At 70.0% G+C, this 23,042-nt stretch carries 22 protein-coding genes; 15 read left to right on the plus strand and 7 right to left on the minus strand.

Annotated features, from left to right (window positions below; genetic code table 11):
* The first annotated feature begins 19 nt into the window (after positions 1-19).
* Positions 20-1,858: a YbhB/YbcL family Raf kinase inhibitor-like protein gene (locus VO99_RS24490; protein WP_046115567.1), complete on the plus strand. Its 1,839-nt coding sequence runs from the start codon at positions 20-22 to the stop codon at positions 1,856-1,858.
* On the opposite strand, the gene VO99_RS29780 is transcribed toward VO99_RS24490, so the two are convergent.
* Positions 1,859-1,996 (minus strand): hypothetical protein, encoded by a 138-nt coding sequence (locus VO99_RS29780; protein WP_198157054.1) that lies wholly within the window; start codon positions 1,994-1,996, stop codon positions 1,859-1,861.
* A 91-nt stretch (positions 1,997-2,087) separates the two neighbouring features.
* Between VO99_RS29780 and glf the strand changes: the two genes are divergently transcribed.
* The 7 genes from glf (at position 2,088) to VO99_RS24520 (ending at position 8,275) form a co-directional block, all read left to right on the plus strand.
* Complete coding sequence (gene glf / locus VO99_RS24495; protein WP_046115568.1) at positions 2,088-3,302, plus strand: UDP-galactopyranose mutase; 1,215 nt, start codon at positions 2,088-2,090, stop codon at positions 3,300-3,302.
* Positions 3,299-3,835, plus strand: a complete 537-nt coding sequence (locus tag VO99_RS24500; RefSeq protein ID WP_052736608.1) for a phosphoglycerate mutase family protein — start codon at positions 3,299-3,301, stop codon at positions 3,833-3,835. The genes glf and VO99_RS24500 overlap by 4 nt, the downstream gene beginning before the upstream one ends.
* 25 nt (positions 3,836-3,860) lie before the next feature.
* Positions 3,861-5,318, plus strand: coding sequence for a cytochrome ubiquinol oxidase subunit I (locus tag VO99_RS24505; protein WP_046115569.1), 1,458 nt, complete (start codon positions 3,861-3,863; stop codon positions 5,316-5,318).
* Positions 5,315-6,328, plus strand: a complete 1,014-nt coding sequence (gene cydB, locus VO99_RS24510; RefSeq protein WP_310733674.1) for a cytochrome d ubiquinol oxidase subunit II — start codon at positions 5,315-5,317, stop codon at positions 6,326-6,328. The genes VO99_RS24505 and cydB overlap by 4 nt, the downstream gene beginning before the upstream one ends.
* Positions 6,315-6,464 (plus strand): DUF2474 family protein, encoded by a 150-nt coding sequence (locus VO99_RS29785; RefSeq protein WP_083440905.1) that lies wholly within the window; start codon positions 6,315-6,317, stop codon positions 6,462-6,464. The genes cydB and VO99_RS29785 overlap by 14 nt, the downstream gene beginning before the upstream one ends.
* 72 nt (positions 6,465-6,536) lie before the next feature.
* The gene (locus VO99_RS30560; protein ID WP_052736609.1) at positions 6,537-7,049 is read left to right on the plus strand and encodes a hypothetical protein; all 513 of its coding nucleotides are present in this window, start codon (positions 6,537-6,539) and stop codon (positions 7,047-7,049) included.
* A complete protein-coding gene (locus VO99_RS24520) occupies positions 7,046-8,275 on the plus strand; it encodes a glycosyltransferase family 2 protein (protein ID WP_052736610.1) in 1,230 nt (409 codons plus the stop codon). The genes VO99_RS30560 and VO99_RS24520 overlap by 4 nt, the downstream gene beginning before the upstream one ends.
* Here VO99_RS24520 and VO99_RS24525 read toward each other — a convergent pair.
* Both VO99_RS24525 and VO99_RS24530 read right to left on the minus strand, forming a co-directional pair.
* Complete coding sequence (locus VO99_RS24525; protein WP_046115570.1) at positions 8,221-8,976, minus strand: OBAP family protein; 756 nt, start codon at positions 8,974-8,976, stop codon at positions 8,221-8,223. The genes VO99_RS24520 and VO99_RS24525 overlap by 55 nt on opposite strands.
* A complete protein-coding gene (locus tag VO99_RS24530; RefSeq protein ID WP_232315521.1) occupies positions 8,973-13,139 on the minus strand; it encodes a chemotaxis protein CheB in 4,167 nt (1,388 codons plus the stop codon). Before VO99_RS24530 ends, VO99_RS24525 begins: the two co-directional genes overlap by 4 nt.
* A gap of 170 nt (positions 13,140-13,309) precedes the next feature.
* Here VO99_RS24530 and VO99_RS24535 point away from each other — a divergent pair, with 170 nt between their 5' ends.
* The 3 genes from VO99_RS24535 (at position 13,310) to VO99_RS24545 (ending at position 15,940) form a co-directional block, all read left to right on the plus strand.
* Positions 13,310-14,095, plus strand: a complete 786-nt coding sequence (locus VO99_RS24535) for an SDR family NAD(P)-dependent oxidoreductase (protein ID WP_046115571.1) — start codon at positions 13,310-13,312, stop codon at positions 14,093-14,095.
* Between the two features lie 67 nt (positions 14,096-14,162).
* Positions 14,163-15,332 (plus strand): zinc-dependent alcohol dehydrogenase, encoded by a 1,170-nt coding sequence (locus tag VO99_RS24540; protein WP_046115572.1) that lies wholly within the window; start codon positions 14,163-14,165, stop codon positions 15,330-15,332.
* The gene (locus VO99_RS24545) at positions 15,329-15,940 is read left to right on the plus strand and encodes a hypothetical protein (RefSeq protein WP_232315524.1); all 612 of its coding nucleotides are present in this window, start codon (positions 15,329-15,331) and stop codon (positions 15,938-15,940) included. Before VO99_RS24540 ends, VO99_RS24545 begins: the two co-directional genes overlap by 4 nt.
* An 83-nt stretch (positions 15,941-16,023) precedes the next feature.
* On the opposite strand, the gene VO99_RS24550 is transcribed toward VO99_RS24545, so the two are convergent.
* Together VO99_RS24550 and VO99_RS24555 are read right to left on the minus strand one after the other, a co-directional pair.
* Entirely contained in the window at positions 16,024-16,629 is a 606-nt protein-coding gene (locus VO99_RS24550) for a DUF4142 domain-containing protein (protein WP_046115609.1), read from the minus strand.
* 95 nt (positions 16,630-16,724) lie between these two features.
* A complete protein-coding gene (locus VO99_RS24555) occupies positions 16,725-17,315 on the minus strand; it encodes a hemerythrin domain-containing protein (RefSeq protein ID WP_046115573.1) in 591 nt (196 codons plus the stop codon).
* A gap of 163 nt (positions 17,316-17,478) precedes the next feature.
* On the opposite strand from VO99_RS24555, the gene VO99_RS24560 reads away from it, so the two are divergent.
* The 3 genes from VO99_RS24560 (at position 17,479) to VO99_RS24570 (ending at position 19,339) form a co-directional block, all read left to right on the plus strand.
* Complete coding sequence (locus VO99_RS24560; protein ID WP_046115574.1) at positions 17,479-18,456, plus strand: SDR family oxidoreductase; 978 nt, start codon at positions 17,479-17,481, stop codon at positions 18,454-18,456.
* A gap of 19 nt (positions 18,457-18,475) precedes the next feature.
* The gene (locus tag VO99_RS24565; protein WP_046115575.1) at positions 18,476-18,949 is read left to right on the plus strand and encodes a hypothetical protein; all 474 of its coding nucleotides are present in this window, start codon (positions 18,476-18,478) and stop codon (positions 18,947-18,949) included.
* 87 nt (positions 18,950-19,036) lie between these two features.
* Complete coding sequence (locus VO99_RS24570; protein WP_052736613.1) at positions 19,037-19,339, plus strand: hypothetical protein; 303 nt, start codon at positions 19,037-19,039, stop codon at positions 19,337-19,339.
* 58 nt (positions 19,340-19,397) lie between these two features.
* Here VO99_RS24570 and VO99_RS24575 read toward each other — a convergent pair whose 3' ends face one another.
* Together VO99_RS24575 and VO99_RS24580 are read right to left on the minus strand one after the other, a co-directional pair.
* Positions 19,398-20,531 (minus strand): hypothetical protein, encoded by a 1,134-nt coding sequence (locus VO99_RS24575; RefSeq protein WP_046115576.1) that lies wholly within the window; start codon positions 20,529-20,531, stop codon positions 19,398-19,400.
* A complete protein-coding gene (locus VO99_RS24580; protein WP_198157055.1) occupies positions 20,528-21,250 on the minus strand; it encodes a DUF4365 domain-containing protein in 723 nt (240 codons plus the stop codon). The genes VO99_RS24575 and VO99_RS24580 overlap by 4 nt, the downstream gene beginning before the upstream one ends.
* Here VO99_RS24580 and VO99_RS24585 point away from each other — a divergent pair.
* Positions 21,234-23,039: a carbamoyltransferase family protein gene (locus VO99_RS24585; RefSeq protein WP_046115577.1), complete on the plus strand. Its 1,806-nt coding sequence runs from the start codon at positions 21,234-21,236 to the stop codon at positions 23,037-23,039. The two genes, VO99_RS24580 and VO99_RS24585, sit on opposite strands and share 17 nt — an antisense overlap.
* Positions 23,040-23,042: the final 3 nt, after the last annotated feature.

Here is a 23,042-nt window from a genome sequence, read left to right on the forward strand (position 1 = left end):
TTTGAACAGGAGTTTGCCGATGGTCAAGAGTTCCCGCCCCGCGCCCGGCGCGTGCCGCCTTGCCGCAATCGCCGCCGCGGCCTGCCTGCTGCCGCTGGCAGCCGGCGCCCAGCAGGGCGATGGCACCAACGTGCCGGTCACCGGGCATGTGTACAAGCCCGACAAGGCCCCGGCCACGCCGCAGCGCATCGCATCGCTGAAGGTGCCGCCGGGCTTCAGCGTGACGCCGTTTGCCCAGGGGCTGGGCAATCCGCGCATCCTGGCGGTGGCGCCCGACGGCACGGTGTACGCCAGCCGCCGCGAGGAAGGCGACGTGGTGATGATGAAGGACACCGATGGCGACGGCCGCGCCGACGGCACGCCGCAGGTCGTGCTCAACCGTGCCGGCGCCCACGGCCTGGCGATACGCGACGGCAAGCTGTGGCTGGTGACGGTGAAGGAGCTGTTCGTGGCCGACCTGCAGCCCGACGGCCGCCCCGGCCCGCTGAAGATGTTGCTGGGCGACCTGCCGGATTCAGGCCAGCATCCCAACCGCACCATGGCCTTCGGCCCGGACGGCATGCTCTACCTCAGCGTGGGCTCCACCTGCAATGCCTGCAACGAGAGCAACCCCGAGAACGCCACGCTGCTGCGCGTGAGCCCGGACGGCAAGAGCCGCACCATCTTCGCCAGCGGCCTGCGCAACACCATCGGCTTCGACTGGCACCCCGCCACCGGCGAGCTGTGGGGCATGGACCATGGCATCGACTACCTGGGCGACGACGTGCAGCAGGAAGAGCTCAACCGCATCGAGCGCGGCCAGCAGTACGGCTGGCCGCACGTGTGGGGCGAGGGCGGGCTGAATCCGCAGAGCACGCCGGTGGGCGGCATCAGCAAGCCGCAGTGGAAGGCGATGAGCCGGCCCATGACGCTGGGCTACACCGCGCATGCGGCGCCGATGCAGATGCTGTTCTATACCGGCAGCGCCTTCCCGGCCGAATACCGCAACGACGCTTTCGTCGCCCTGCGCGGCTCCTGGAACCGCAAGCCGGCCTCGGGCTACGAGATCGTGCGCATCCGCTTCGCCCAGGGCGGCCAGCCGCAGCGCATCGAGCCCTTCGTCAGCGGTTTCGTCAACGAGGACGATGCCACCCACTTCGCCCGCCCGGTGGGCCTGGCCATGGCCCGTGACGGCGCGCTGCTGATGGCCGACGATGCCAATGGCGTGATCTACCGCATCGCCTACACCGGCATCGCCGGCCGGCCCGCACCTGCGGCGGCGGCCACGCCCGCGCAGCCGGTGCAGGCGCCGGCGCAGGCCATGCAGGCCCAGGTGGCGCAGGGCAACAACGTGCCGCTCGCGCTGGCCCGGCCGCAGGCGCAGGCCTCCGGCCGCATCGAGGTGCGCTCCGGCAGCATTCCGGCCGGCGGCGACATCCCGCTGCGCCACAGCGAATATGCCGATGGCGTCTCGCCCTCGCTGGCCTGGACGGCCGTGCCGGGCGCCCGCTCGTATGCGGTGATCGTGGAGGATCCCGACGCCTCGCCGATCAAGCCCTTCGTCCACTGGGTGGCCTGGAACATCCCGGCGAGCGTGACCCACCTGCCAGAAGGCCTGCAGGAACAGCCGCGGCTGAAGGACCCCGAGGGCCTGCTGCAGGGCAAGACCACCCGTGGCAGCACCGGCTGGTACGGCCCGCGGCCGCCGGTGGGGGATCCGCCGCACGCCTACCACTTCCAGGTGCTGGCGCTGGACACCGTGCTGGACCTGCCGCCCGGCAGCGACCGCGACGCCGTGCTGGCCGCGGCCCAGGGCCATGTGCTGGCCCGCGGCGAGCTGGTGGGGCGCTATGCCCAGCAGCAACAGCCGCTGAAGTAGCTAGAGCTTCTGGATCGGGTTGCCCGCATCGTCGTGCGGGCCCTTGCTGTCGTCCTCGGGCGGCGGCGGGGGAGGCGGGGTGCGCGCATCGGCAGGCGCCGGCGCGGCCGCCGGATCGGGTGGCAGGGGGGTGTTCATGCGCTGCGCCGGGCAAGGCGCATGCCGCACATCGGCATGCCGGGAATACCCCTTGCCCCTGTCCGCGGTAGCCAATGCAAGGGAGCCAGGGATGGACAAAGCCACCAGACAGATCGAACTCACCGCCGCACAAGCCGTGCAGGAGGGCCAGGGTTTCGACTACCTCATCGTCGGTGCAGGCTTCGCCGGCAGCGTGCTGGCCGAGCGTCTGGCCAACGAGCTGGATGCGCGCGTGCTCATCGTGGACAAGCGGCCCCACATCGGCGGCAACGCCTATGACTGCTACGACGAGGCGGGCGTGCTCATCCACCCCTACGGCCCGCACATCTTCCATACCAACTCGGCGGACATCTTCGACTACCTGTCGCGCTTCACCGAGTGGCGGCCCTACCAGCACCGCGTGCTGGCCAGCGTGGACGGCCAGCAGCTGCCCATCCCGATCAACCTGGACACGGTCAACCGGCTGTACGGCCTCAACCTCACCTCCTTCGAGATGAAGGAATGGCTGCAGACCGTGGTGGAACCCTGCGACGAGGTGCGCACCTCGGAGGACGTGGTGGTGAGCACCCTGGGGCGCGACCTGTACAACAAGTTCTTCCGCGGCTACACCCGCAAGCAATGGGGGCTGGACCCGTCGGAGCTGGATGCCAGCGTGACGGCCCGCGTGCCGCTGCGCACCAACCGCGACGACCGCTATTTCGCCGACACCTTCCAGGCCATGCCCCGGCTGGGCTACACCCGCATGTTCCAGAACATGCTGAGCCATCCCAACATCAAGGTGATGCTCAACACCGACTACCGCGAGGTGGTGGGCATGCTGCCGTGGAAGCACATGGTGTACACCGGCCCCATCGACGCCTTCTTCGACCACCGCCACGGCAAGCTGCCCTACCGCAGCCTGCGCTTCGAGCATGTCACGGTGCAGCAGGAGCAGTTCCAGCCGGTGGGCACCGTCAACTTCCCCAACGACTACGGCTACACCCGCGTCAGCGAGTTCAAGCACATCACCGGCCAGAAGCACCACTGCAGTTCGCTGGTGTACGAATACCCCTGCGCCGAGGGCGACCCCTACTACCCGGTGCCGCGCGAGGAGAACGCCGCGCTCTACCGCAAGTACCAGGCGGAAGCCGAGGCGCTGGACAACGTGACCTTCGTCGGCCGCCTGGCCACCTACCGCTACTACAACATGGACCAGGTGGTCGGCCAGTCCCTGGCCGCCTTCAAGCGCCTGCGCACGCACCATGAGGCGGTGCAGGCCCAGCCGCAGCCCGCGGCCGAATCCATCGCGGTGCTGGCCACTCCATGACCCACATCATGCTGATCCGGCATGCCGAGAAGCCGGAGGACGAGGCGGACCTGTCGCTGAGCCCGCGCGGCTGGCAGCGGGCCGGCGCGCTGGTGCGCTTCTTCGCGCCGGTAGATGCGGCCGCGGTGCGCCGCCACATCGAGCAGCCAGGCCATGTGTTCGCCGCCCGCGCCACCGACGAGCATCCCTCGCCGCGCCCGCGGCTGACGGTGGAGCCGCTGGCCGAGGAACTGGGCCTGCAGGTGGACGAGCGCTTCAGCGCCAGCGAGCCGGTGTCGCACGTGGCCCAGGTGCTGCGCCTGCTGTCGGGCCCGGTGGTGGTGAGCTGGCGGCACGACGAACTGCCCGCGCTGGCCAATGCGCTGCTGGGCCGCGAGGAAGCGCCCACCCGCTGGCCCGACCACCGCTTCGACCTGGTGTGGGTGGTGCACCGCACGCCTGGCGGCTGGAACTTCACGCAGGTGCCGCAGCGCGTGCTGCCGGGCGACGCCACGCAGGGCATCGCGCGCCGGCTGCGCAGCGCCGCCGCCTGATGGACCTGCCGCCCGGGGCCGACGCATGACCGCGCTGCTGCTGGCCCGCATCCAGTTCGGCTTCACCATCTCGTTCCACATCATCTTTCCGGCGCTGACCATCGGCCTGGCCAGCTACCTGGCGGTGCTGGAAGGCCTGTGGCTGCGCACCGGCCGCCGGGTGTACCTGGACCTGTACCAGTTCTGGCTGAAGGTGTTCGCGGTGGCCTTCGGCATGGGCGTGGTCTCGGGCCTGGTGATGGCCTACCAGTTCGGCACCAACTGGAGCGCCTTCTCGCGCTTTGCCGGCAGCGTCACCGGGCCGCTGCTGGCCTACGAGGTGCTTACCGCCTTCTTCCTGGAAGCGGGTTTCCTGGGCGTGATGCTGTTCGGCCTGAAGCGCGTGGGGCCCGGCCTGCACTTCACCTCCACCGTGGCGGTGGCGCTGGGCACGCTGCTGTCGGCCACCTGGATCCTGGCTTCCAACAGCTGGATGCACACGCCGCAGGGCTACGAGATCATCGACGGCCGCGTGGTGCCCACCGACTGGTTGAAGGTCATCTTCAATCCCAGCTTTCCGTACCGTTTGCTGCACATGGTGGTGGCGGCCTACATCGCCACCGCATTGATGGTGGGCGGCGCTGCCGCCTGGCACCTGCTGCGCGGTCGCGACGACCTGCGCGTGCGCACCATGTTCTCCATGGCCTTGTGGATGCTGCTGCTGGCCGCGCCCATCCAGGCGGTGATCGGCGACCAGCATGGCCTGAACACGCTGGAGCACCAGCCGGCCAAGCTGGCCGCCATCGAAGGCCACTGGGAGCGCACGCCGCCGGGCGAGGGCGTGCCGCTGGTGCTGTTCGGCTGGCCCGACATGCAGGCCGAGGCCACGCGCTGGAAGCTGGAGATACCGCGCCTGGGCAGCCTGCTGCTCACCCACAGCTGGGATGGCCAGATCCCCGCGCTGAAGGACTTCAAGCCCGAGGACCGGCCGAACGCCACCGTGGTGTTCTGGACCTTCCGGCTGATGGTGGGCCTGGGCCTGCTGATGATCCTCCTGGCCGCCTGCGGCCTGCTGCTGCGCCGGCGCGGCCGCATCTACAACGCGGCCTGGTTCCTGCGCTTTGCGCTGCTGATGTCGCCCACGGGGCTGGTGGCCATCCTGGCCGGCTGGTTCACCACCGAGATCGGCCGCCAGCCCTGGGTGATCTACGGCGTCATGCGCACGGCCGATGCCGTCTCGCCCCAGCACGGCGTGGCCGAGGTGGGCTTCACGCTGGCGCTGTTCGTCGTGGTGTACCTGGCGGTGTTCGGCGCCGGCACGGCCTATGGGCTGCGCATCATCGGCAAGGGCCCGGAAGCCGGCGAGCCCGGCGTGGCCGAGGGCGGGCCGGGGCAGGACCGGCATCCGATGCGGCCGCTGTCGGCCGCGCCCGAAGGCGTGGACGCAGCGGGCGACCGCGCCGCGCCCGAGGCCGGGCCACCGGCCGGAGGGGGGCGCGGATGATGGACGGCCTGGACCTGCCGCTGGTGTGGGCCGGCATCATCCTCTTCGGGGTGATGATGTACGTGGTGATGGACGGCTTCGACCTGGGCATCGGCATCCTCTTTCCCTTCTTCGACGAGAAGGAGGACCGCGACGTGATGATGAACACCGTCGCCCCGGTGTGGGACGGCAACGAGACCTGGCTGGTGCTGGGCGGTGCCGGGCTGCTGGCGGCGTTTCCGCTGGCCTACGGCGTGATCCTCAGCGCCTTCTACCTGCCGCTGATGCTGATGCTCATCGGCCTGGTGTTCCGGGGCGTCGCCTTCGAATTCCGCATGAAGGCGCGTGCCGGCAAGCGCCGCATGTGGGACCAGGCCTTCATCGGCGGCTCGGTGGCCGCCACCTTCTTCCAGGGCGTGACGCTGGGCGCCTTCCTCGACGGCGTGCCGGTGGTGGAGGGCGAATTCGCCGGCGGTCCGCTGGACTGGGTGTCGCCCTTCGCGCTGTTCACCGGCGTGGCGCTGATGGTGGCCTATGCGCTGCTGGGCGCCACCTGGCTGGTGATGAAGACCGAGGGCCCGTTGCAGCAGCGCATGCGGCAGCTGGGCCAGTGGCTCACCTGGGCACTGCTGGCGGTGATCGTGGCCATCAGCATCTGGACGCCGCTGGCGCATGACGCCATCGCCCAGCGCTGGTTCCAGTGGCCGCAGCTGCTGTGGTTCTCGCCGGTGCCGGTGCTGGTGGGCCTGTGCACCTGGGCGCTGCTGCACAGCCTGCGCGGCGAGGGCCATGCACGGCCCTTCCTGCTGACGCTGGCGCTGCTGTTCCTGGGCTACAGCGGCCTGGCCATCAGCCTGTGGCCGCATGTGGTGCCGCCGGACATCACCCTGTGGCAGGCCGCCGGGCCCGACGAGAGCCTGGGCTTCGCGCTGGTGGGCGCAGTGGTCATCCTGCCGCTGGTGCTGGCCTACACGGGCTTTGCCTACTGGGTGTTCCGCGGCAAGGTGAGGGCTGGCGATGGCTACCACTGACCCGCACGAAGCACCGCCGCGCTGGGGCCGGCGGCTGGCCTGGCTGGCCGGGTTGTGGCTGGCCAGCGTGGCCACCCTAGGCCTGCTGGCGTGGTTGCTGGGCTGGGTGCTGCAGGCCGTGGGGCTGCAGCGCTGAGTGCTGGTCGCGCGGCCTTGCACGGGAACGGCGTTTGCTCCTTGGCCCAGGCCACAACAACAGGAGCCTCCCGTGAACGACCAGACCGATCCCACGCAGAAGTCCACACCCACGGGCCCCGGCAGCTCCGCCAGCCCCGGCAGCCTGAGCGCAGGCGCGAGTACCGGCAGCGAGTCGGTTTCCGGCACGGGCACGGGTACGGGCACCAGCGCCGGCAGCACCGGCACCGGCAACGGCGGCTCCGGCAGCGGCACGAGCGGCAGCTCCAGTACAGGCAGCTCCAGCACCGGCGCCGGCTCCAGCGCCGGCTCCGCCAGCGCCCCCAGCCTGGGCGCCAAGATGGGCTCCAGCAGCGGATCGGACACCGGCAGCGGCTACGGCGGCAGCAGCCCGTCTCGCAACGACTATTCCTCCTCCGCCGGCGACGAGCCCTCCTTCGACGGCACGGCCGCCTCGCTGGAGAGCCTGCCCATCGGCGAGGCCATGCACGAGATGCTGGAGATGACGCGCCAGCTGGTGCGTGAGCATCCGCTGGCCGCTGTGGCGGCCGGCGTGCTGGTGGGCATGGTGCTCGGCCGGCGTTGATCGACTTCACGCCGCCGCGCGAGAAATTGCGGGCGTGCGTGATCGTGCCGGTGCGCAACGAGGCGCAGCGGTTGCCTGCCACGCTGCAGGCCCTGGCCGGGCAGACCGACGCACCCCCTTACGAGGTGCTGGTGCTGGCCAACAATTGCAGCGACGACAGTGCTTCGATCGTGCGTGCGTTCGCGCGGCTTCATCCGCATGTCAACCTCCAGGTGTGCGAGGTCACGCTGCCGCCCCCCCAGGCCAACGTGGGCCATGCCCGCCGGCTGCTGATGGAGGAAGCCTGCCGCCGCCTCACCTGGAGCGGCCAGCGCGGCGCCTTCATCGCCAGCACCGACGGCGACACCCGCGCGGCGCCCGACTGGCTGCGCCATACCGCGCGCGAAATCGACGCCGGCGCCGATGCCGTGGGCGGTCGCCTGCTGGCCGAAGGCGATGCCGAGGCCGATGCCGATGCCGACGAGCCGTCCGAGGTGGCCCGGCTGCGCAAGCGATGGCAGCGCTGGGACACCGCCTACCGCCTGGCCTGCCAGAAGCTGGACAGCCTGCTGGACCCCGACGATGCCGACCCGTGGCCGCGCCACCACCAGCACTTCGGTGCCAGCCTGGCAGTGCGGGCCGATGCCTATCGCGCGGTGGGCGGCATGCCCGACGGCGTGCCCTGGCTGGAGGACGAGGCGCTGGTCACCGCGCTGCGTCGTGCCGACCGCCGCATCCGCCACAGCTGCGCCGTGCGGGTCATCACCTCCAGCCGGCGTGAAGGCCGGGTGGACGTGGGCCTGTCCTGGCAGCTGCGCGAATGGGACCGCCAGTCCCGCGAGCAGGGCGAGCTGCAGGTGGACGATCCGGCCGACCTGCATTGCCTGATCCTGGCCCGACACCAGCTGCGCGGCCTGTGGCGGCGCGGCTTCGTGGCGCCGCGCGGCGATGCGCAATGGGAGGCCCTGGCGCGCGTGCTGCGGCTGCCGGCCGACGGCCTGTGGCGCGATGCGCTGGAGGTCACCACCTTCGGCGCGCTGTGGCATGCGGTGGACGAGCAGCGCCGGGCCCGCGGCGTGCAGGCCTGCCGCCAGGTGCCGGTGCAGCAGGCGCTGGCCGAGCTGCGCCGCCTGATCGACGCGGCCACCCCGGCCGCCGGACGGGCCGGCCTGCCGCGGCGGCCGCCTCGGGGTCAGCGCGCGGGCGCGGCCTCGTGGTGCGCGCCGGCCGGGTCGTCGATCTGGTAGGCCGGGCCCCGCTGCCAGGCATCGGCGGCGGGATGCACGGGCGGCGCGGGAATGTCGGCCCGCTCGGCCCGCTTGGCCGCGCTGTCGATGCCGAAGCGACGGTCGCGCTCCGCCACCCTCGCCGGGTCGATCTGGCCATCGGCCGTGGCGCCCATCATCAGCTGCGGCACGCCCAGCGGCAGCGCCTTGTCGCGGTCGGTGTGCCAGGTGTGCCAGGTCTTGCCGTAGGTATCGACCAGCTTGCGCATGAGGGCCCGCTCGGCCAGCTCGGGCACGCCTGGCAGGATCAGCTGGCCCGACTTCACCTCGTGCACATGGCTGTGCCACAGCCGCTGCTCGGTGGGCGGCAGGCCTTCATACAACCGGCGCGAGACGATGTACTCCACGCCCATCAGCTTGGCGTCGCGCACGTTGCCGTCGTAGATCACGCACTGGATCACGTCCTCGTTGACGATGCTGCAGTAGTGGTGGGCTTCCATCTGGCCGGCCATGTGGCCGCTGTAGAAGTGGAAGCCGTCGAGGTAGGCATTTAGCGCATCCACCGGCGGCATGTCCTGCAGCGCGGCGGCACCGGCCTCCAGCAGCCGGGTGCTGGCAGCGGCCGGCGCACCGGGCGCCTGCACCGGCGAGCCGGTGTTCTCCGCGCCGCAGCCGGCCAGCAGCAGGCACAGGCACCAGGATGGAAATCGGGCTGTCTTCATGGGCCCTGCCGGAGCAGGGGACGTGCCGCGGCCACCAGCGCTTCCAGCGACAGCGGCTTGGCGATGTGCGCGTCGAATCCGGCCTCCGCCGCCCGCTGCGCATCGGCGGGCCGGCCGAAGCCGGTCACTGCGATGGCCGGCCACGACCGGCTGCGCTCGCGCCGGCGCAGCTCGCGCACCAGCTGGTGGCCGTCCATGCCCGGCATCGCGATGTCGGACACCACCAGGTCGAAGTCCTGGGATTCCGCCAGCGCCAGCGCCTGCGGCGCGCTCATCGCGGCGGCCACCTCGGCGCCTTCCATGCGCAGCAGCTCGGCCAGCACGTCCAGCGTGTCCGCGTTGTCCTCCACCAGCAGGATGCGGCGGCCGGCCAGCTCGTGCGGGCCGGCGCCCTCGTCGGCGGCACCGCTGCCGCTGTCCTCGCACAGCGGCAGCCAGACGGTGAAGCGGGAGCCGCGGCCACGGCCCTCCGAATGGCCTTCCACATGGCCGCCGTGCAGTTCGGTGAGCTGCTTGACCAGCGCCAGCCCGATGCCCAGCCCGCCTTCGCGCCGGGTGGAGGCGCGGTTGTCGCCCTGCTCGAACATGTTGAACATGGAGTCCATGAAGCCGGGCTCGATGCCGGGGCCGTTGTCCGTCACGTCCAGCCGCGCCAGTGCGCCTTCGCGCACCAGCGTCAGCCTCACCGCGCCGCCGGGCTGGGTGTACTTCACCGCATTGCTGGCCAGGTTCCAGACGATCTGCTCCAGCCGCACGATGTCCGCATGCACCACCATGTCCTGCACCTGCAGCGCCACCGCGATGTCCTTCTCGGCGGCCTGCGGGCTCAGCGCATCCACGATGCGCTCGACCACCGGCCGGTAGTCCACCGCCGCGCGTTCCAGCGAAAGCTTGCCCGTCTCCAGCCGAGAGAGGTCCAGCAAGTCGTCGATGATCTGCGCCTGGCCCTTGACCGTCTTCCGGATGGTCTCGGCCGCGCGTGCCAGCGGCTCGCTGCCCAGCGCCTGCGGTGAACGGCGGATCAGCTCCGTGTTGATGAGCACCACGTTCAGCGGGTTCTTCAGCTCGTGCGACATCACCGCCAGGAACTCGCTGCGCAGCGAGTTGGCCGCCTGCAGCTGCGCGCGCACCTGCTGCTCGGCCTGCAGCAGCTCGTCGCGCTGCCTTTCCAGCAGCTGGCGTTCGGTGAGGTCGCGGGCGATCTTGGCGAAGCCGCGCATCTCGCCATCGGTGAACGGGGTGGTGGTGCCGCTGCAGTACAGCCGCGTGCCGTCCTTGCGCTGGTGCCAGCGTTCGTCCAGCGCGCGGCCTTCCCGCAGCGCGGTGGCCAGCTCCCGCTCGGGCGTGCCGTCGCTGCGGTCCTCGGGCACGAACAGCAGCCGGAAGCTCTGGCCCAGCACCTCCTGGTCGGTGAAGCCGAACATCAGTTCGGCGCCCTTGTTCCAGGTGGTGATGAGGCCGTTCTCGTCCAGCGTCACGATGGCGTAGTCCCGCGTGTTCTCCGCCACCAGGCGCAGCCGTTCGTCGCGCGCGCGCAGCAGGTCCTGCGCGCGGCGGCGCTCGCTGATGTCGATGAAGTTGAGCACGGCGCCGTCGATGCGGTCCTCGTTCGTGCGGTAGGCCGAGATGCGCATCAGGTACCAGCGGCCCGCGTCGCTGCGCAGTTCGCGCTCCAGCGGCTGCAGCGTGCGCAGCACCTCCTCGATGTCGTCGGCCAGTCCGTCGTGCGACAGGCGGTTGCTCAGGTCCAGCAGCGGCCGGCCGACGTCGCTGCCGAGGATGTTGAACACCTCGCGCGCCGGCGGCGTGAAGCGCTTGATGCGCAGCGCCCGGTCCACGAACACGGTGGCGATGTTCATCGACGCGATGAGGTTGCTCAGGTCGTCGTTGATCTTGGCCATCTCGTCCACCTTGGCCTTGAGCTCGTAGTTGACGGTGACCAGTTCCTCGTTCACGGACTGCAGTTCCTCCTTGCTCGACTCCAGCTCCTCGGCGGCAGAGCGCATCTCCTCGTTCATCGACTGCAGCTCCTCGTTCGAGGCGCGCAGCTCCTCGGTGGAGATCACCGATTCGCCGATGCTGCCGGTGAGTTCGGCCTGCAGCCGCGCCACCTCGGCCTGCAGGATCCGAAGCTCGGGGTCGGGTGCCTCGCCCACGCTTTCCGGCAGCGCCAGCGCCAGGTCCACTTCCTCGAACACCACCAGCATCGTGCGGGCCGGGCTGGCGGCGCCCGCGGCTGCGGCGGTGACGGACGCCGGCCGGGTGACGTCGGGCACCACCGTCATCTGCAGGGCCACGGCGGGGCCTTCGCGCCGCGGCAGGGGCACCGGCCGCGCGGCCACGCGGCGGCCCGTCTGCCCGGCATGCAGCAGCGCCGTGCGCAGCGGCGGCGCCAGCTCCGGCAGCACCAGGGCCAGCAGGTTGCTGGTCAAGGCGCCCGAGGTCAGCCGCAGGTAGCGGCCCACGCCGCCCGACAGGTGCAGCACCATGTGGTGGTTGTCGATCACCACGCTGTGGCGCGCATGCTGTTCCAGCAGGCGCAGGTGCAGGCGCTCCAGCGGCGCCATTGGCGGCGGCTGGTTGGCCTGCGCCGGCATGGCGCCGGCAGCGCTGTTGCTGCGCAGCGCCGGCAGGTCGAACTTGCGGCGCTGCACCGGCGCTGCACGGTAGATGCGGTGCTTCTTGTCCACCAGCTGGAACAGCCCCGGCGCGGATTCGGCCGTCTCCGCGCTGCCCAGGAAGAGCAGCCCGCCGGGCCGCAGCGCGAAATGGAACACCTCCAGCACCTGGGCCTGCACCTCGCGTTCCAGGTAGATCAGCACGTTGCGGCAGGCGATCAGGTCCAGCCGCGAGAAGGGCGGGTCGTGCAGCACGTTGTGGCGGCAGAACATGATCTGCTCGCGCAGCGGCTTGCGCACGCGGTAGGCATCGCCATCGGCGCTGAAGTACTGGCGCAGCCGGGTGGGCGGCACGTCGGTGACGATGGCGCCCGGGTAGCGCCCGGTGCGCGCCACGGCCAGCGCCTGCTCGTCGATGTCCGAGCCGAACACCTGCAGCGCCACGCCCGGCTCGCCCGGGGCCTGCACATGGTCGTTCAGCAGCATCGCCAGCGAATAGGCCTCCTCGCCGGTGGCACAGCCCACCGACCAGGCCCGGAAAGCGGGCGTCTCCTCTTCCCGGGCCGGCCGCGGCATCAGCTCGCGCTCCAGCGCCTCGAATGCGTCGCGGTCGCGGAAGAAGCTGGTCACGCTGATCAGCATGTCGCGCAGCAACGGCACGGTCTCGGCCTGGTTCTGCTCGAGGTGGGTGCGATAGGCAGCCAGGTCGGGCAGGCCGTTGACCTGCAGCCGGCGTTCCAGCCGCCGCAGCACGGTGGCGCGCTTGTAGTGCTGGAAGTCGTTGCCGGTGCGTGCGTGCAGCAGCTGCATCACCGCCTGCAGCGCCTGTTCGCCGCGCACCGCCGCGGACGCATCGCGCGGCGGCCGCGCCTCGGACTGCTGGGCCATGTCGGCTGGCAGCTCGATGCGGCTGGCGTTGTGCCACAGCGTCACCAGCTTGTCGGCCAGGTCGGCCACCGGCAGCACGAAGTCCGCCTGGCCGGTGGCAATGGCGGCCTGCGGCATCGCCTCGTACTCGGCATCGTCCGGGGCCTGCACCAGCGTCAGGCCACCCTGTTCCTTCATGTCGGCCACGCCCACTGCGCCGTCGCTGCCGGTGCCCGAGAGCACCACCGCCATCGCACGCTCCCGCTGGGTGCGGGCCAGGGAGCGGAAGAACAGGTCCACCGCCACGTTGCGTCCCAGCGGACGGTCCAGCGGGCGCGTGGCCAGCGCAGCGTCTTCCATCAGCAACTGCTGGCCGGGAGCGATGACGTAGACATGGTCGGGCGCCACCGGCGTGGTTTCGACGACCTGCTGCACGGGCATGCGGGTGGCCTTCTGCAGCAGGCTGGCGGCGGCGCTTTCGTGCTGGGGCGACAGGTGCAGCACCACCACGAAGGCCATACCGGTGTCGGCGGGCAGGTGATGCAGCAGGCTGGTCACGGCGGCCAGCCCGCCCGCCGAGGCACCGACGCCCACCACGGGAAACGGCAGGGCGGCGCGCTGCGTCAGGGGCGAAGCCACCTCGTGGTCGGTGCCGTTCAGTGCTGCAGGGTCGGTCAACTTCTCTCCACTGGGTGCCACCGTCCACTGCAGGCCGGCGGGTCATTCTCACCGCCGCGGATGCGACGGCGCCTGGCGGCTGTCCGGCAATCCCCGTTCCGCCAACGCGGTACAGGGCTTGCCCCGCAAGGCTGCCCGCCCCTCAGCCATTCCACAGGAGACCGAAGCCCGTGAACACCCCGAACAACCGGCCGCTGGCCGTCGTCACCGGCGCATCCTCGGGCATCGGCCTGGAACTGGCGCGCTGCTGCGCACGCGAGGGTTTCGACCTGCTCATCGCCGCCGACCAGCCGCTGCAGGCCGCGGCCGGGCAGCTGCGAGCCGAAGGCGCGCAGGTGGAGGCGGTGCAGGCCGACCTGGCCACCGCCGACGGCGTGGCGCAGCTGTGCGCGGCCATCGGCGGCCGTCCGGTGGAGGCCTTGCTGGCCAATGCCGGCCATGGCCTGGGCCATGCGTTCCTCGACCAGGACTTCACTGCGGTGCGCCACGTGATCGACACCAACATCACCGGCACGCTGGACCTGCTGCAGCAGGTGGCGCGCGGCATGTGCCAGCGCGGGCAGGGCCGCATCCTGATCACCGGCTCCATCGCGGGCTTCATGCCCGGCAGCTTCCAGGCCGTGTACAACGGCACCAAGGCATTCATCGACTCCTTCTCGTTCGCGCTGCGCAACGAGCTGAAGGACTCGGGCGTGACGGTGAGCTGCCTGATGCCCGGCCCCACCGACACGCAGTTCTTCGAGCGGGCCGACATGCTGGACACGAAGGTGGGCACGCAGAAGAAGGACGATCCGGCCGATGTCGCCCGCGCCGGCTTCGACGCGATGATGAAGGGCGAGGGCGATGTCGTCAGCGGCCTGAAGAACAAGGTGCAGGTGGCGATGGCGAACGTGATGCCATCGGACACGCTGGCCGAACAGCACCGACGCCTGGCCGAGCCTGGCAGCGGTACCTGATGCCCGGCCCCCGGCGCATGCCTCCGCATTCCTTGCGGCAAATCAGTTCACACCGAAAGGACACCCGATGAAAGCACTCTGTTGGCGCGGCAAGCATGACGTCCGCTATGAAACCGTTCCCGATCCGGTGATCGAGGAGCCGCGCGACGCCATCATCAAGATGACCTGCTGTGCGATCTGCGGCAGCGACCTGCACCTGTTCGACGGCTTCATGCCCACCATGAAGTCGGGCGACATCCTGGGCCATGAGTTCATGGGCGAGGTGGTGGAGGTGGGCAAGGGCAACAGCAAGCTGAAGGTGGGCGACCGGGTGGTGGTGCCCTTCACCATCTGCTGCGGCGAGTGCGACCAGTGCCGGCGCGGCAACTTCTCGGTGTGCGAGCGCAGCAACCGCAACAAGGACATGGCCGAGAAGATGTTCGGCCACACCACGGCGGGCCTCTTCGGCTACTCGCACCTCACCGGCGGCTACCCCGGCGGCCAGGCCGAGTACGTGCGCGTGCCCTATGCCGACGTCACGCCGGTGAAGATTCCCAACGGCCTGACGGACGAGCAGGTGCTGTTCCTCGGCGACATCTTCCCCACCGGCTGGCAGGCCGCGGTGGCCTGCGACATCCAGCCCACCGACACGGTGGCCGTGTGGGGTGCCGGCCCGGTGGGCCAGTTCTGCATCCGCAGTGCGGTGCTGCTGGGCGCCAAGCAGGTGGTGTGCATCGACAACGTGCCGGAGCGGCTGGCCATGGCCACCGCCGGCGGCGCCATCACCATCAACTTCGACGACGAGAGCGTGCTGGAGCGGCTGAAGGAACTCACCCAGGGCAAGGGCCCGGAGAAGTGCATCGATGCGGTGGGCATGGAGGCGCATGCCACGCGCTCCATCGATTCGATGGTCGACCGCGCCAAGCAGGCGGTGATGCTGGAGACCGACCGGCCGCATGTGCTGCGCGAGATGATCTACGTGTGCCGTCCGGGCGGCGTGCTCAGCATCCCGGGCGTGTACGGCGGCATCGTGGACAAGCTGCCCATCGGTGCGCTGATGAACAAGGGCCTGACGGTGCGCACCGGCCAGACCCACGTCAACCGCTGGACCGACGACCTGCTGCGCCGCATCCAGGAAGGGCAGATCGACCCGTCCTTCGTCATCACGCACCAGGTGTCGCTGGCCGACGGGCCGGAGATGTACAAGACCTTCCGCGACAAGCACGACGGTTGCATCAAGGTGGTGATGAAGCCATGAACATGACCACCCACAACACCGAGAACACCCTGCGCAGCGCGCCGCCGCGCAACGCAGGCGTGCATGCGCTGGCGCGCGGCCTGGGCTTCTTCAGCCTGGCCCTGGGCCTGGCCGAGCTGGCCATGCCGCGCCGCATGGCCCGCATGGCGGAGATGGGCGAGATGCCCGACCGCCCGGAGCTGCCCAGCAGCCAGACCCTGGTGCGGGCCTACGGCCTGCGCGAGGTGGGCGTGGGCGCCGGCTTGCTCACCACCGCCGACCCGGAGCCCTGGGTGTGGGGGCGCGTGGCCGGCGACCTGCTGGACATCGCGACCGTGGCCCTGGCACCCCGCCGGCGCACGCTGTTCGGCCACAGCGGCGGCTCGCGCGCCGGCACCTTGGTGGCGATGGTGGCCATCACCGCGCTGGACGTGTACTGCGCCGAAGGCCTGCGCCGCGAGCGCATGGCGCGCCAGGCGCGGCCGCACGACTGGAGCCGTCGCAGCGGCTTCCCCGAGGGCGCCCAGGCCGCCAGCGGTGCCGCGTCGGACTTCGAGGTGCCGGCGGACTTCCGCACGCCGGAGCTGTTGCGGCCGTGGACCGCGGCCGGGGGCAGCGCGGCACGCTGAACCCGCTGGCGGGCCAGCGCCCGCCACGCAAAAGGCCCACCTCGGTGGGCCTTTCTACTTGCCGGGCGGCGCCTGCGCGCTGCTTACTTGCTCGCGGTCTTGCTGCCCTTCTTGTTGACCGTGGCATCCAGCGCCTTGGCCATCTGCAGATGGTGCTCCAGCGCCGGCACGGTCTTGGCGGCCCAGGCCTTCAGCTCGGGGTCCTTGGCGTCCTTGGCGGCCTTGCGGAAGAGCTTGAGCGTGTCCTCATGGGCATCCACGCCCATGCTGGCCACGTAGCGCTGGTCGAACTTCTCGCCCTCGGCGGTGTCCAGCACCGCCTTGGCCTTGCCCTTCTGCACCAGCGACGGTCCGCTCGGCAGCTCCACGCCCTTGGTCTTGGCCAGGGCCATCAGCTCCTCGTTGGTCTTGGTGTGGTCGTCGATCATCTGCTGCGCAAACTTCTTGACCTCGGGGCTGCTGGCCTTGGTCAGCGCCATCTTGCTGGTCTCCACTTCGGCATGGCCGTTCTCGGCGGCCTGCTTCATGAAATTGGCATCGGTGCGCGGGATGGCCGGCACCTTGTTGTCGGCGTTGGTCGCGCCCGTCTTGCCGTCGGTGTTCTGCTGGCCCCAGGCCAGCGGCGTGGCGGCCAGCGCCAGCACGGCGGCGGCAATGGCGAGGGTGCGGTGCGAGGTCTTGTGGTTCATCATCAGGTGCTCCTGTTCATGGATGGAAGGGCAGGCGGCGGGTTGCACCCGCCGCCGGGCTCCTGCTTGTCGGCAATCGACGTTCCCTGCCGGCCTTACCAGCGGCTGGGGCGGCGTAGCGCCAGGCCCAGCAGCAGGCCACCGACGAAGAGCGTGGCCGTCATCGCCACCATGGCCGGCGGCAGCGTGCGCACCGAGCCCACCAGCAGCTGCCCGGCATGCGGCGCGGCCAGCTGCATGCGCCGGCGCGTCATGCGCGCGCCCAGCACCGGCAGCTGCTCGGCCAGCAGCGATTCGGCGGCCGGCAGCAGCACCGTCTCCTCGTCGGCCACGTGGTGGATCACGTCGCGCATCAGCTCCAGGAAGGCGCGGTCGTAGCCGCGGTCCTCGGGCGCCATGCTGCGCAGCTGCGCGATCAGGCGCTTCATCTCGTCATGCTCGGGGCGCGACTTGGTGAGCACGGCGTTGCCGGTGGCCACCGTCTCCAGCGCGGGATAGAAGATCTCCTCCTCCAGCTGCGCATGGATCTCCAGCGCCAGGCAGATGGCGTCGACGATGGTCTTCTTGCGCGCGGGGTCGGACTCCACCCGGTAGCGGTGCGACATGGTCAGCACATGCGAGTGGTCCATCCGGATCATCGTGGTGATGCCGGGCGACAGCGAGCTGAGGGCGCGATCGGTGTTCATGCGGTCTCCTTGGCGTGGTCGGTCCGTGTTGGCCAGGCGGTGTGGCCTGAATCCCCTGCTTGGCAAGCCGGATGCCCTGCTGCCTTGAGCGCCTTGCGGGAACGCCCCTTGCCGCCGTTTTCCGCATTGGCCGGCAGCTGCCGGCACCTGAACAGGAGCCCCCATGAGCCAGACGGAAGACACCACCGCGCGCCACCTGAAGATCCAGCAGGAACAGGACGCCAAGGACGCGAAGAAACAGAAGGAGCAGCAGGACGAGAAGCCCCAGGGCGTGCAGGCGGGCGCGCGCGAGCAGCCCACCGACCTGCCAGCCCAGCATCAGGACAAGCCCGGCACCGAGGCCGACCTGCAGCTGGCCCCGCGCTTCATGGCGCCCGACTACAAGGGCAGCGAAAAGCTGCAGGGCATGGCCACGCTGATCACCGGCGGTGACTCGGGCATCGGCCGCGCGGTGGCGGTGCTGTTCGCTCGCGAGGGCGCCGACGTGGCCATCGTCTACCTCAACTCGCACGAGGATGCGCAGGAGACCCAGCGCTGCGTGGAGAAGGAAGGCACGCGCTGCCTGCTGATCGCGGGCGACGTGAAGGACAGCGGCTTCTGCCAGCAGGCGGTGGACCAGACGGTGAACGCCTTCGGCAAGCTGGACGTGCTGGTGAACAACGCCGCCTTCCAGGAGCATGCCGAGTCCATCGTCGACATCACCGACGAGCGGCTGCAGGAGACGCTGCAGACCAACATCGCCGGCTATTTCCACATGGCCCGCGCTGCGGTGCCGCACCTGAAGCAGGGCGCTTCCATCATCAACACCGGCTCGGTGGTGGGCCTGAAGGGCAGCGCCAAGCTGCTGGACTACTCCACCACCAAGGGCGCCATCCATGCCTTCACCAAGTCGCTGGCGCAGAACCTGGTGAGCCAGGGCATCCGCGTCAATGCGGTGGCGCCCGGCCCGGTGTGGACGCCGCTGAACCCGGCCGATTCCCCGGCCGAGCAGGTGGCCGAGTTCGGCAAGCAGACCGACATGAAGCGCGCCGCGCAGCCGGAGGAACTGTCCCCGGCCTATGTGTACCTGGCCTCGCCGGTGATGTCCGGCTACGTCACCGGCATCGTGCTGCCGGTGACCGGCAGCGTGGGCGCCATCTGAACCTGAAGGAATCGTCATCATGACCAGCGAAGACAACAAGCCCGTGCCGCCCGCCTCCATCAAGCCCGACGCCCGGCCGGCATTCGCCAGCTCGGGCCGGGGCGACGACACCATCGCCTCGCATCCCATCGGTGCCACCGCCGGCGCGGTGGGCGGTGCCGCAGCGGGCGCGGTGGCCGGCCTGGCCGCCGGCCCGGTGGGCAGCGTGGCCGGGGCGGTCATCGGTGCCGCGCTGGGCAGCGGCGCCTCCGGCGGCACCACCGGCATGATGGCCGCCGGTGCGCCCAAGGAGGCGCTGGCCGACGCGCCCGACGACCATGCCGCGGCCTACCGCTACGGCGAGCAGGCACGCCAGCGACATGCGGGCCGGCCCTGGTCCGAGGTGGAGGCCGAGCTGGCAGCCGGCTGGCCGGCCGCGGCTGGCGACTCGGGCCTGGACTGGGCCAGCGCCAGTCCTGCGGTGCGCGCGGCCCTGGAGCGCGCCGAGCGCTGACGACCTGGCGCCGGCAACGGCGCTGGCGGGCATGCGGGTATGGCCCTTGCCGCAAGGCCAGGCCGCCCCGCGGCCAAGGAGAACACGATGAACCCGACCGACAAGCAGGACATGGAAGACAAGGCGCGCAGCCACAAGGAAGACCAGCGCCTGGAAGGCAAGAGCAAGGACAAGGACCGCGTGCCCACCTACCAGGAACTGCTGGACGAGTCGCTGGACCAGACCTTCCCCGCCAGCGACCCCATCTCGCCCGGCGCCGCCATCAATGCCGAGCGCCGCACCAGCACCGACAAGGACGAGGTGGACTGGGAGCTCAAGCCCAGCCAGGCCGGCAAGGACAACCCGCCCGCCGACGATGGCGAGACGGAGAGCAAGAAGCCGGGCAAGTGAGGGTCGTGCGGCGGCCAAGCCGCCGTTCTTGCCTGCTCCGCCGCCGGGTGGCGGATTGCTACTCGACCAGAAGCTCGAAAGCGGTCATGTCGGTAAGCTGCCTCGGCTGGCGGCCCGGGCGCAGGCAGCCGGTCACGCGCACGTAGGTGCCGTTGGTCATGTGCGCATGGTCGGCCTTGGCGTAGTCGGCCGCAGACAGCACGGTTCTCGCGCGTACCGTCTCGCCTTCGTCCGGCAGCAGCAGCGAGAGCACCACGACGCCAGAGCGCTGCCCGCCTTCGCCCATCTCGCCTTCCAGGCGTTCGACGGTTCCGATGTAGACGTCGGGCCTATCAAGTTCCACCGACCGCAGTTCCCTGCGCACGGATTCAATCCGGGCAAAGTAGTCGCGCTGGATACGCACCCTGCTGGCGTCGGGGCCGTGAGGCGACCGGTGCAGGGGCGACCAGTCGGAATCGATGTCGAGCGCGTTGTCCACCACGTCGTCGTGCATCGAGAACACCGCTTCGCAGAGGTTCGACGACACCAGCGGCATGTCGGCTGCCTTCAGCTCGTCGACCAACTCGTCCAGGCGATCCGTCTCGATGGCAGTGGTCAGCTGAGTCAGCGCACGCTGTACCGTCCAGGTCACCTGCCGTACGAAGGGTGCCCGGTCCTGCTCAAGATCGAGGCATCCTTGAGCCTCCATGGCGTTGACAGGGCAGGCCACTTTCAAGACGAAGCTGCCCAGCTCGGTCTGGCCGAATCGCGCCTTCTCGACGAACTGGTTGGCTTCGCTCAGGCTCAGCCGGGGATGGTGCCGGCGCGGACGAAGCGCCGTGCATGCGCCGGCCTTCAGCAACTGCTCCGTGCTGCTGACGAGGGTCGATGCAAAGCTCAGCGGCAGTGCGTTGTCATTCCCGTCGAAGAACACCCGGAAGCGCAAGACGTCGTCGCGGATCGACTGGATGCGGTTGTGCAGCGTACGCTGCGGCGCGCCATACAGGTCGGCCAGCTTGGACAGCACGGAGCTCACCGACTCCGCGAAGTCGGGCGCTGTGGAGTCCATCGGGAAGACCATCTGTCGATGCGGGAACTGCGAATGGCCCAGCACGTAAAGCCGGTCGGCGAGCGCCTGCTCAAGCAGGCTCCATCCCTGCGACTTGAGGAAGTCGCGCAGGTCGGTGGGAGCGATCGTCGGTCCGGTGTTCATGCTGAGATGTCTTCGTACAGCGGTACCTCGTTGCGCGACAGCCTGCTCATCAGGGACAGCAGGCCCGGGCCGTCGAAACGCTGCGTGCATGGAATGTAGACCGTCTGCGCCGATCCGTTCGACGATGCCTTAGCGCCCCGGAGGCTGACCCAGTAGGCGCAACGACGCAGCACCAGCGCGTCCTCGGTGCATTCGATCCATTTGGCCGATGCCGGCGGCATGTACAGCACCACCAGGATCCGCGGCGTGGCCACCGCCTGCGACCGAAGATCATCGTACTGGGCGATGCCACGAAGGCTGTACGCGAAGTGACCGTCAACCACGGCGGGCTCTGCGACGGTGGCCTTGAGTTGAACTTTGAGGTCCACCTCGGTGCGATAGCCGCCACCGTCAAACGGGCCCCAAGCGACCAGTTGCGCGTCAACCCCGGCATTGTCCTCGTGCCGAGTCGACACCTTGCACGCGCACCGCGCATGAGACGCCACGGCATGGAGGTATGCGTAGCTGAGTTCCGACTCCATGTTGGCGAGGCTGAGCGGGCGCATGTCTTGTCGTGTCAAGTGCCGGTCGATCATAGCGGGCAGGCCGCCGCAATGATCGAAACGGAACGCTGAAATGCTGACACTGGCAGCACGCACAGTGCTGCACCCGCTCGGCATGTGCCTTGCCCTTGGCCGCCCATCACACCAAGGAGCCTCATCCATGATCACGTTGGGCATCAACGCGGCTTTCCATGATTCGGCGGCGGCGCTCGTCATCGACGGGCAGCTCTGCGCCGCCGCTGAAGAGGAGCGCTTCTCGCGCATCAAGCATGCCAAGCGGCCGGTGCCCTTCAGTGCGTGGGAGTTGCCCTTCAATGCCATCGACTTCTGCCTGGCGCGCGCCGGCATCGCGCTCACCGACGTGGATGCGGTGGCCTACAGCTTCGATGCCGGGCTGTTCCTGGACGGCCGGCTGCAGGGCGACACCATCACGCTGCCGCTCATCCCCTCGGCGCAGCCCGATCCACGTTGGGAGAACCCCTGGGATCCGCTGTTCGCGGCCTATGTGCTGAATGCCTCCCGCCAGTTGGTCGACGGTGCGCCGCACCACCTGGGCAAGCGCTTCAAGGGCGCGAAGTTCGACGGGCCCTTCACCTTCCACCATGTGGCCCACCACCTGTGCCACCAGGCCAGCGCCTTCCTGGCCGCGCCCTTCGAGCACTGCGCGGTGATGACCCTGGACGGCCGCGGCGAGCGGGCCACCAGCACCTACGGCGTCTACCGCGACGACAGCTACCGGGCCATCGGCGAGGTGCAGGTGCCCCACTCGCTGGGCCTGCTGTACGAGCAGGTGACCACGCACCTGGGCTTCCTTGCCTCGTCGGACGAATACAAGGTGATGGCCCTGGCGGCGCAAGGCCGGCCGCGCTGGCTGGGCCTGCTGCAGGAGCATGTGCACCTGCTGGACAACGGCCAGTACCGCATCGATCCCATCGACCTGGCCAAGCTGGTCGGCCCGGCGCGTGAGCGCGGCGGCCCGATGGAGCAGTGGCACTTCGACCTCACCGCCAGCCTGCAGGCGCTGCTGGAGCAGACCACGCTGAAGCTGGCCACCTGGCTGCGCGAGACCACCGGCGAGCGGCAGCTGGCCATGGCCGGCGGCGTGGCGCTCAACTGCGTGGCCAATGCCAAGCTGCGGGATGCCGGCCTGTTCGACGAGGTGTGGGTGCAACCCGCGGCCGGCGATGCCGGCACCGCGCTGGGCGCGGCCTTGTGGATCGACAGCCGCGCCCGCGCCGAGGGCAGCGCCAAGGACCCGCAGCTGCCGGTGATCCGCGAAGGCGAGCCGGTGAAGCTGGCGCCGCGCACCTGGACCATGACCCATGCCTACTGGGGCCCGGACTGGAGCGACGAGGCCATCGAGGCCGAGCTGAAGTGGGCCAAGCTGCCCTACCGCCGCATGGCCGAGCCGGCCAGGGAGGTGGCCCAGGTGCTGGCGCGCGACCAGGTGATCGGCTGGTTCCAGGGCCGCATGGAATTCGGCCCGCGGGCGCTGGGCGCGCGTTCCATCATCGCCTCGCCCATCCATGCCGAGATGCAGGCCCGCATCAACGAGCTGAAGGACCGCGAGGACTTCCGCCCGGTGGCGCCGGCGGTGCCGGAGGAGCACATCGGCGAGTGGTTCACGCCCGGCCACGCCAACCGCGGCAAGTCGCCCTTCATGCTCTTCATCTACGACGTGCTGGAGTCGCAGGCCAGTCGCATTCCCGCGGCCTGCCATAGCGACCGCACGGCCCGCGTGCAGACGGTCAGCGCCGAGACGCAGCCGGCCTTCCACAGCCTGCTCACCGCCTTTGGCGAGCTCACCGGCGTGCCGGTGCTGATCAACACCTCGTTCAATGTGCGCGGCGAGCCGGTAGTGTGCACGCCGCGCGATGCCATCCATGCCTGGGCCAGCACGCCGGTGGATGCGCTGGTGCTGGGCCCGTTCCTGCTGGAGAAGAACCCGCCGCAGGCACCGGCCTGACCG

It is taken from the genome of Aquincola tertiaricarbonis, assembly GCF_000969605.1.
Classification (GTDB): Bacteria; Pseudomonadota; Gammaproteobacteria; order Burkholderiales; family Burkholderiaceae_C; genus Aquincola; species Aquincola tertiaricarbonis.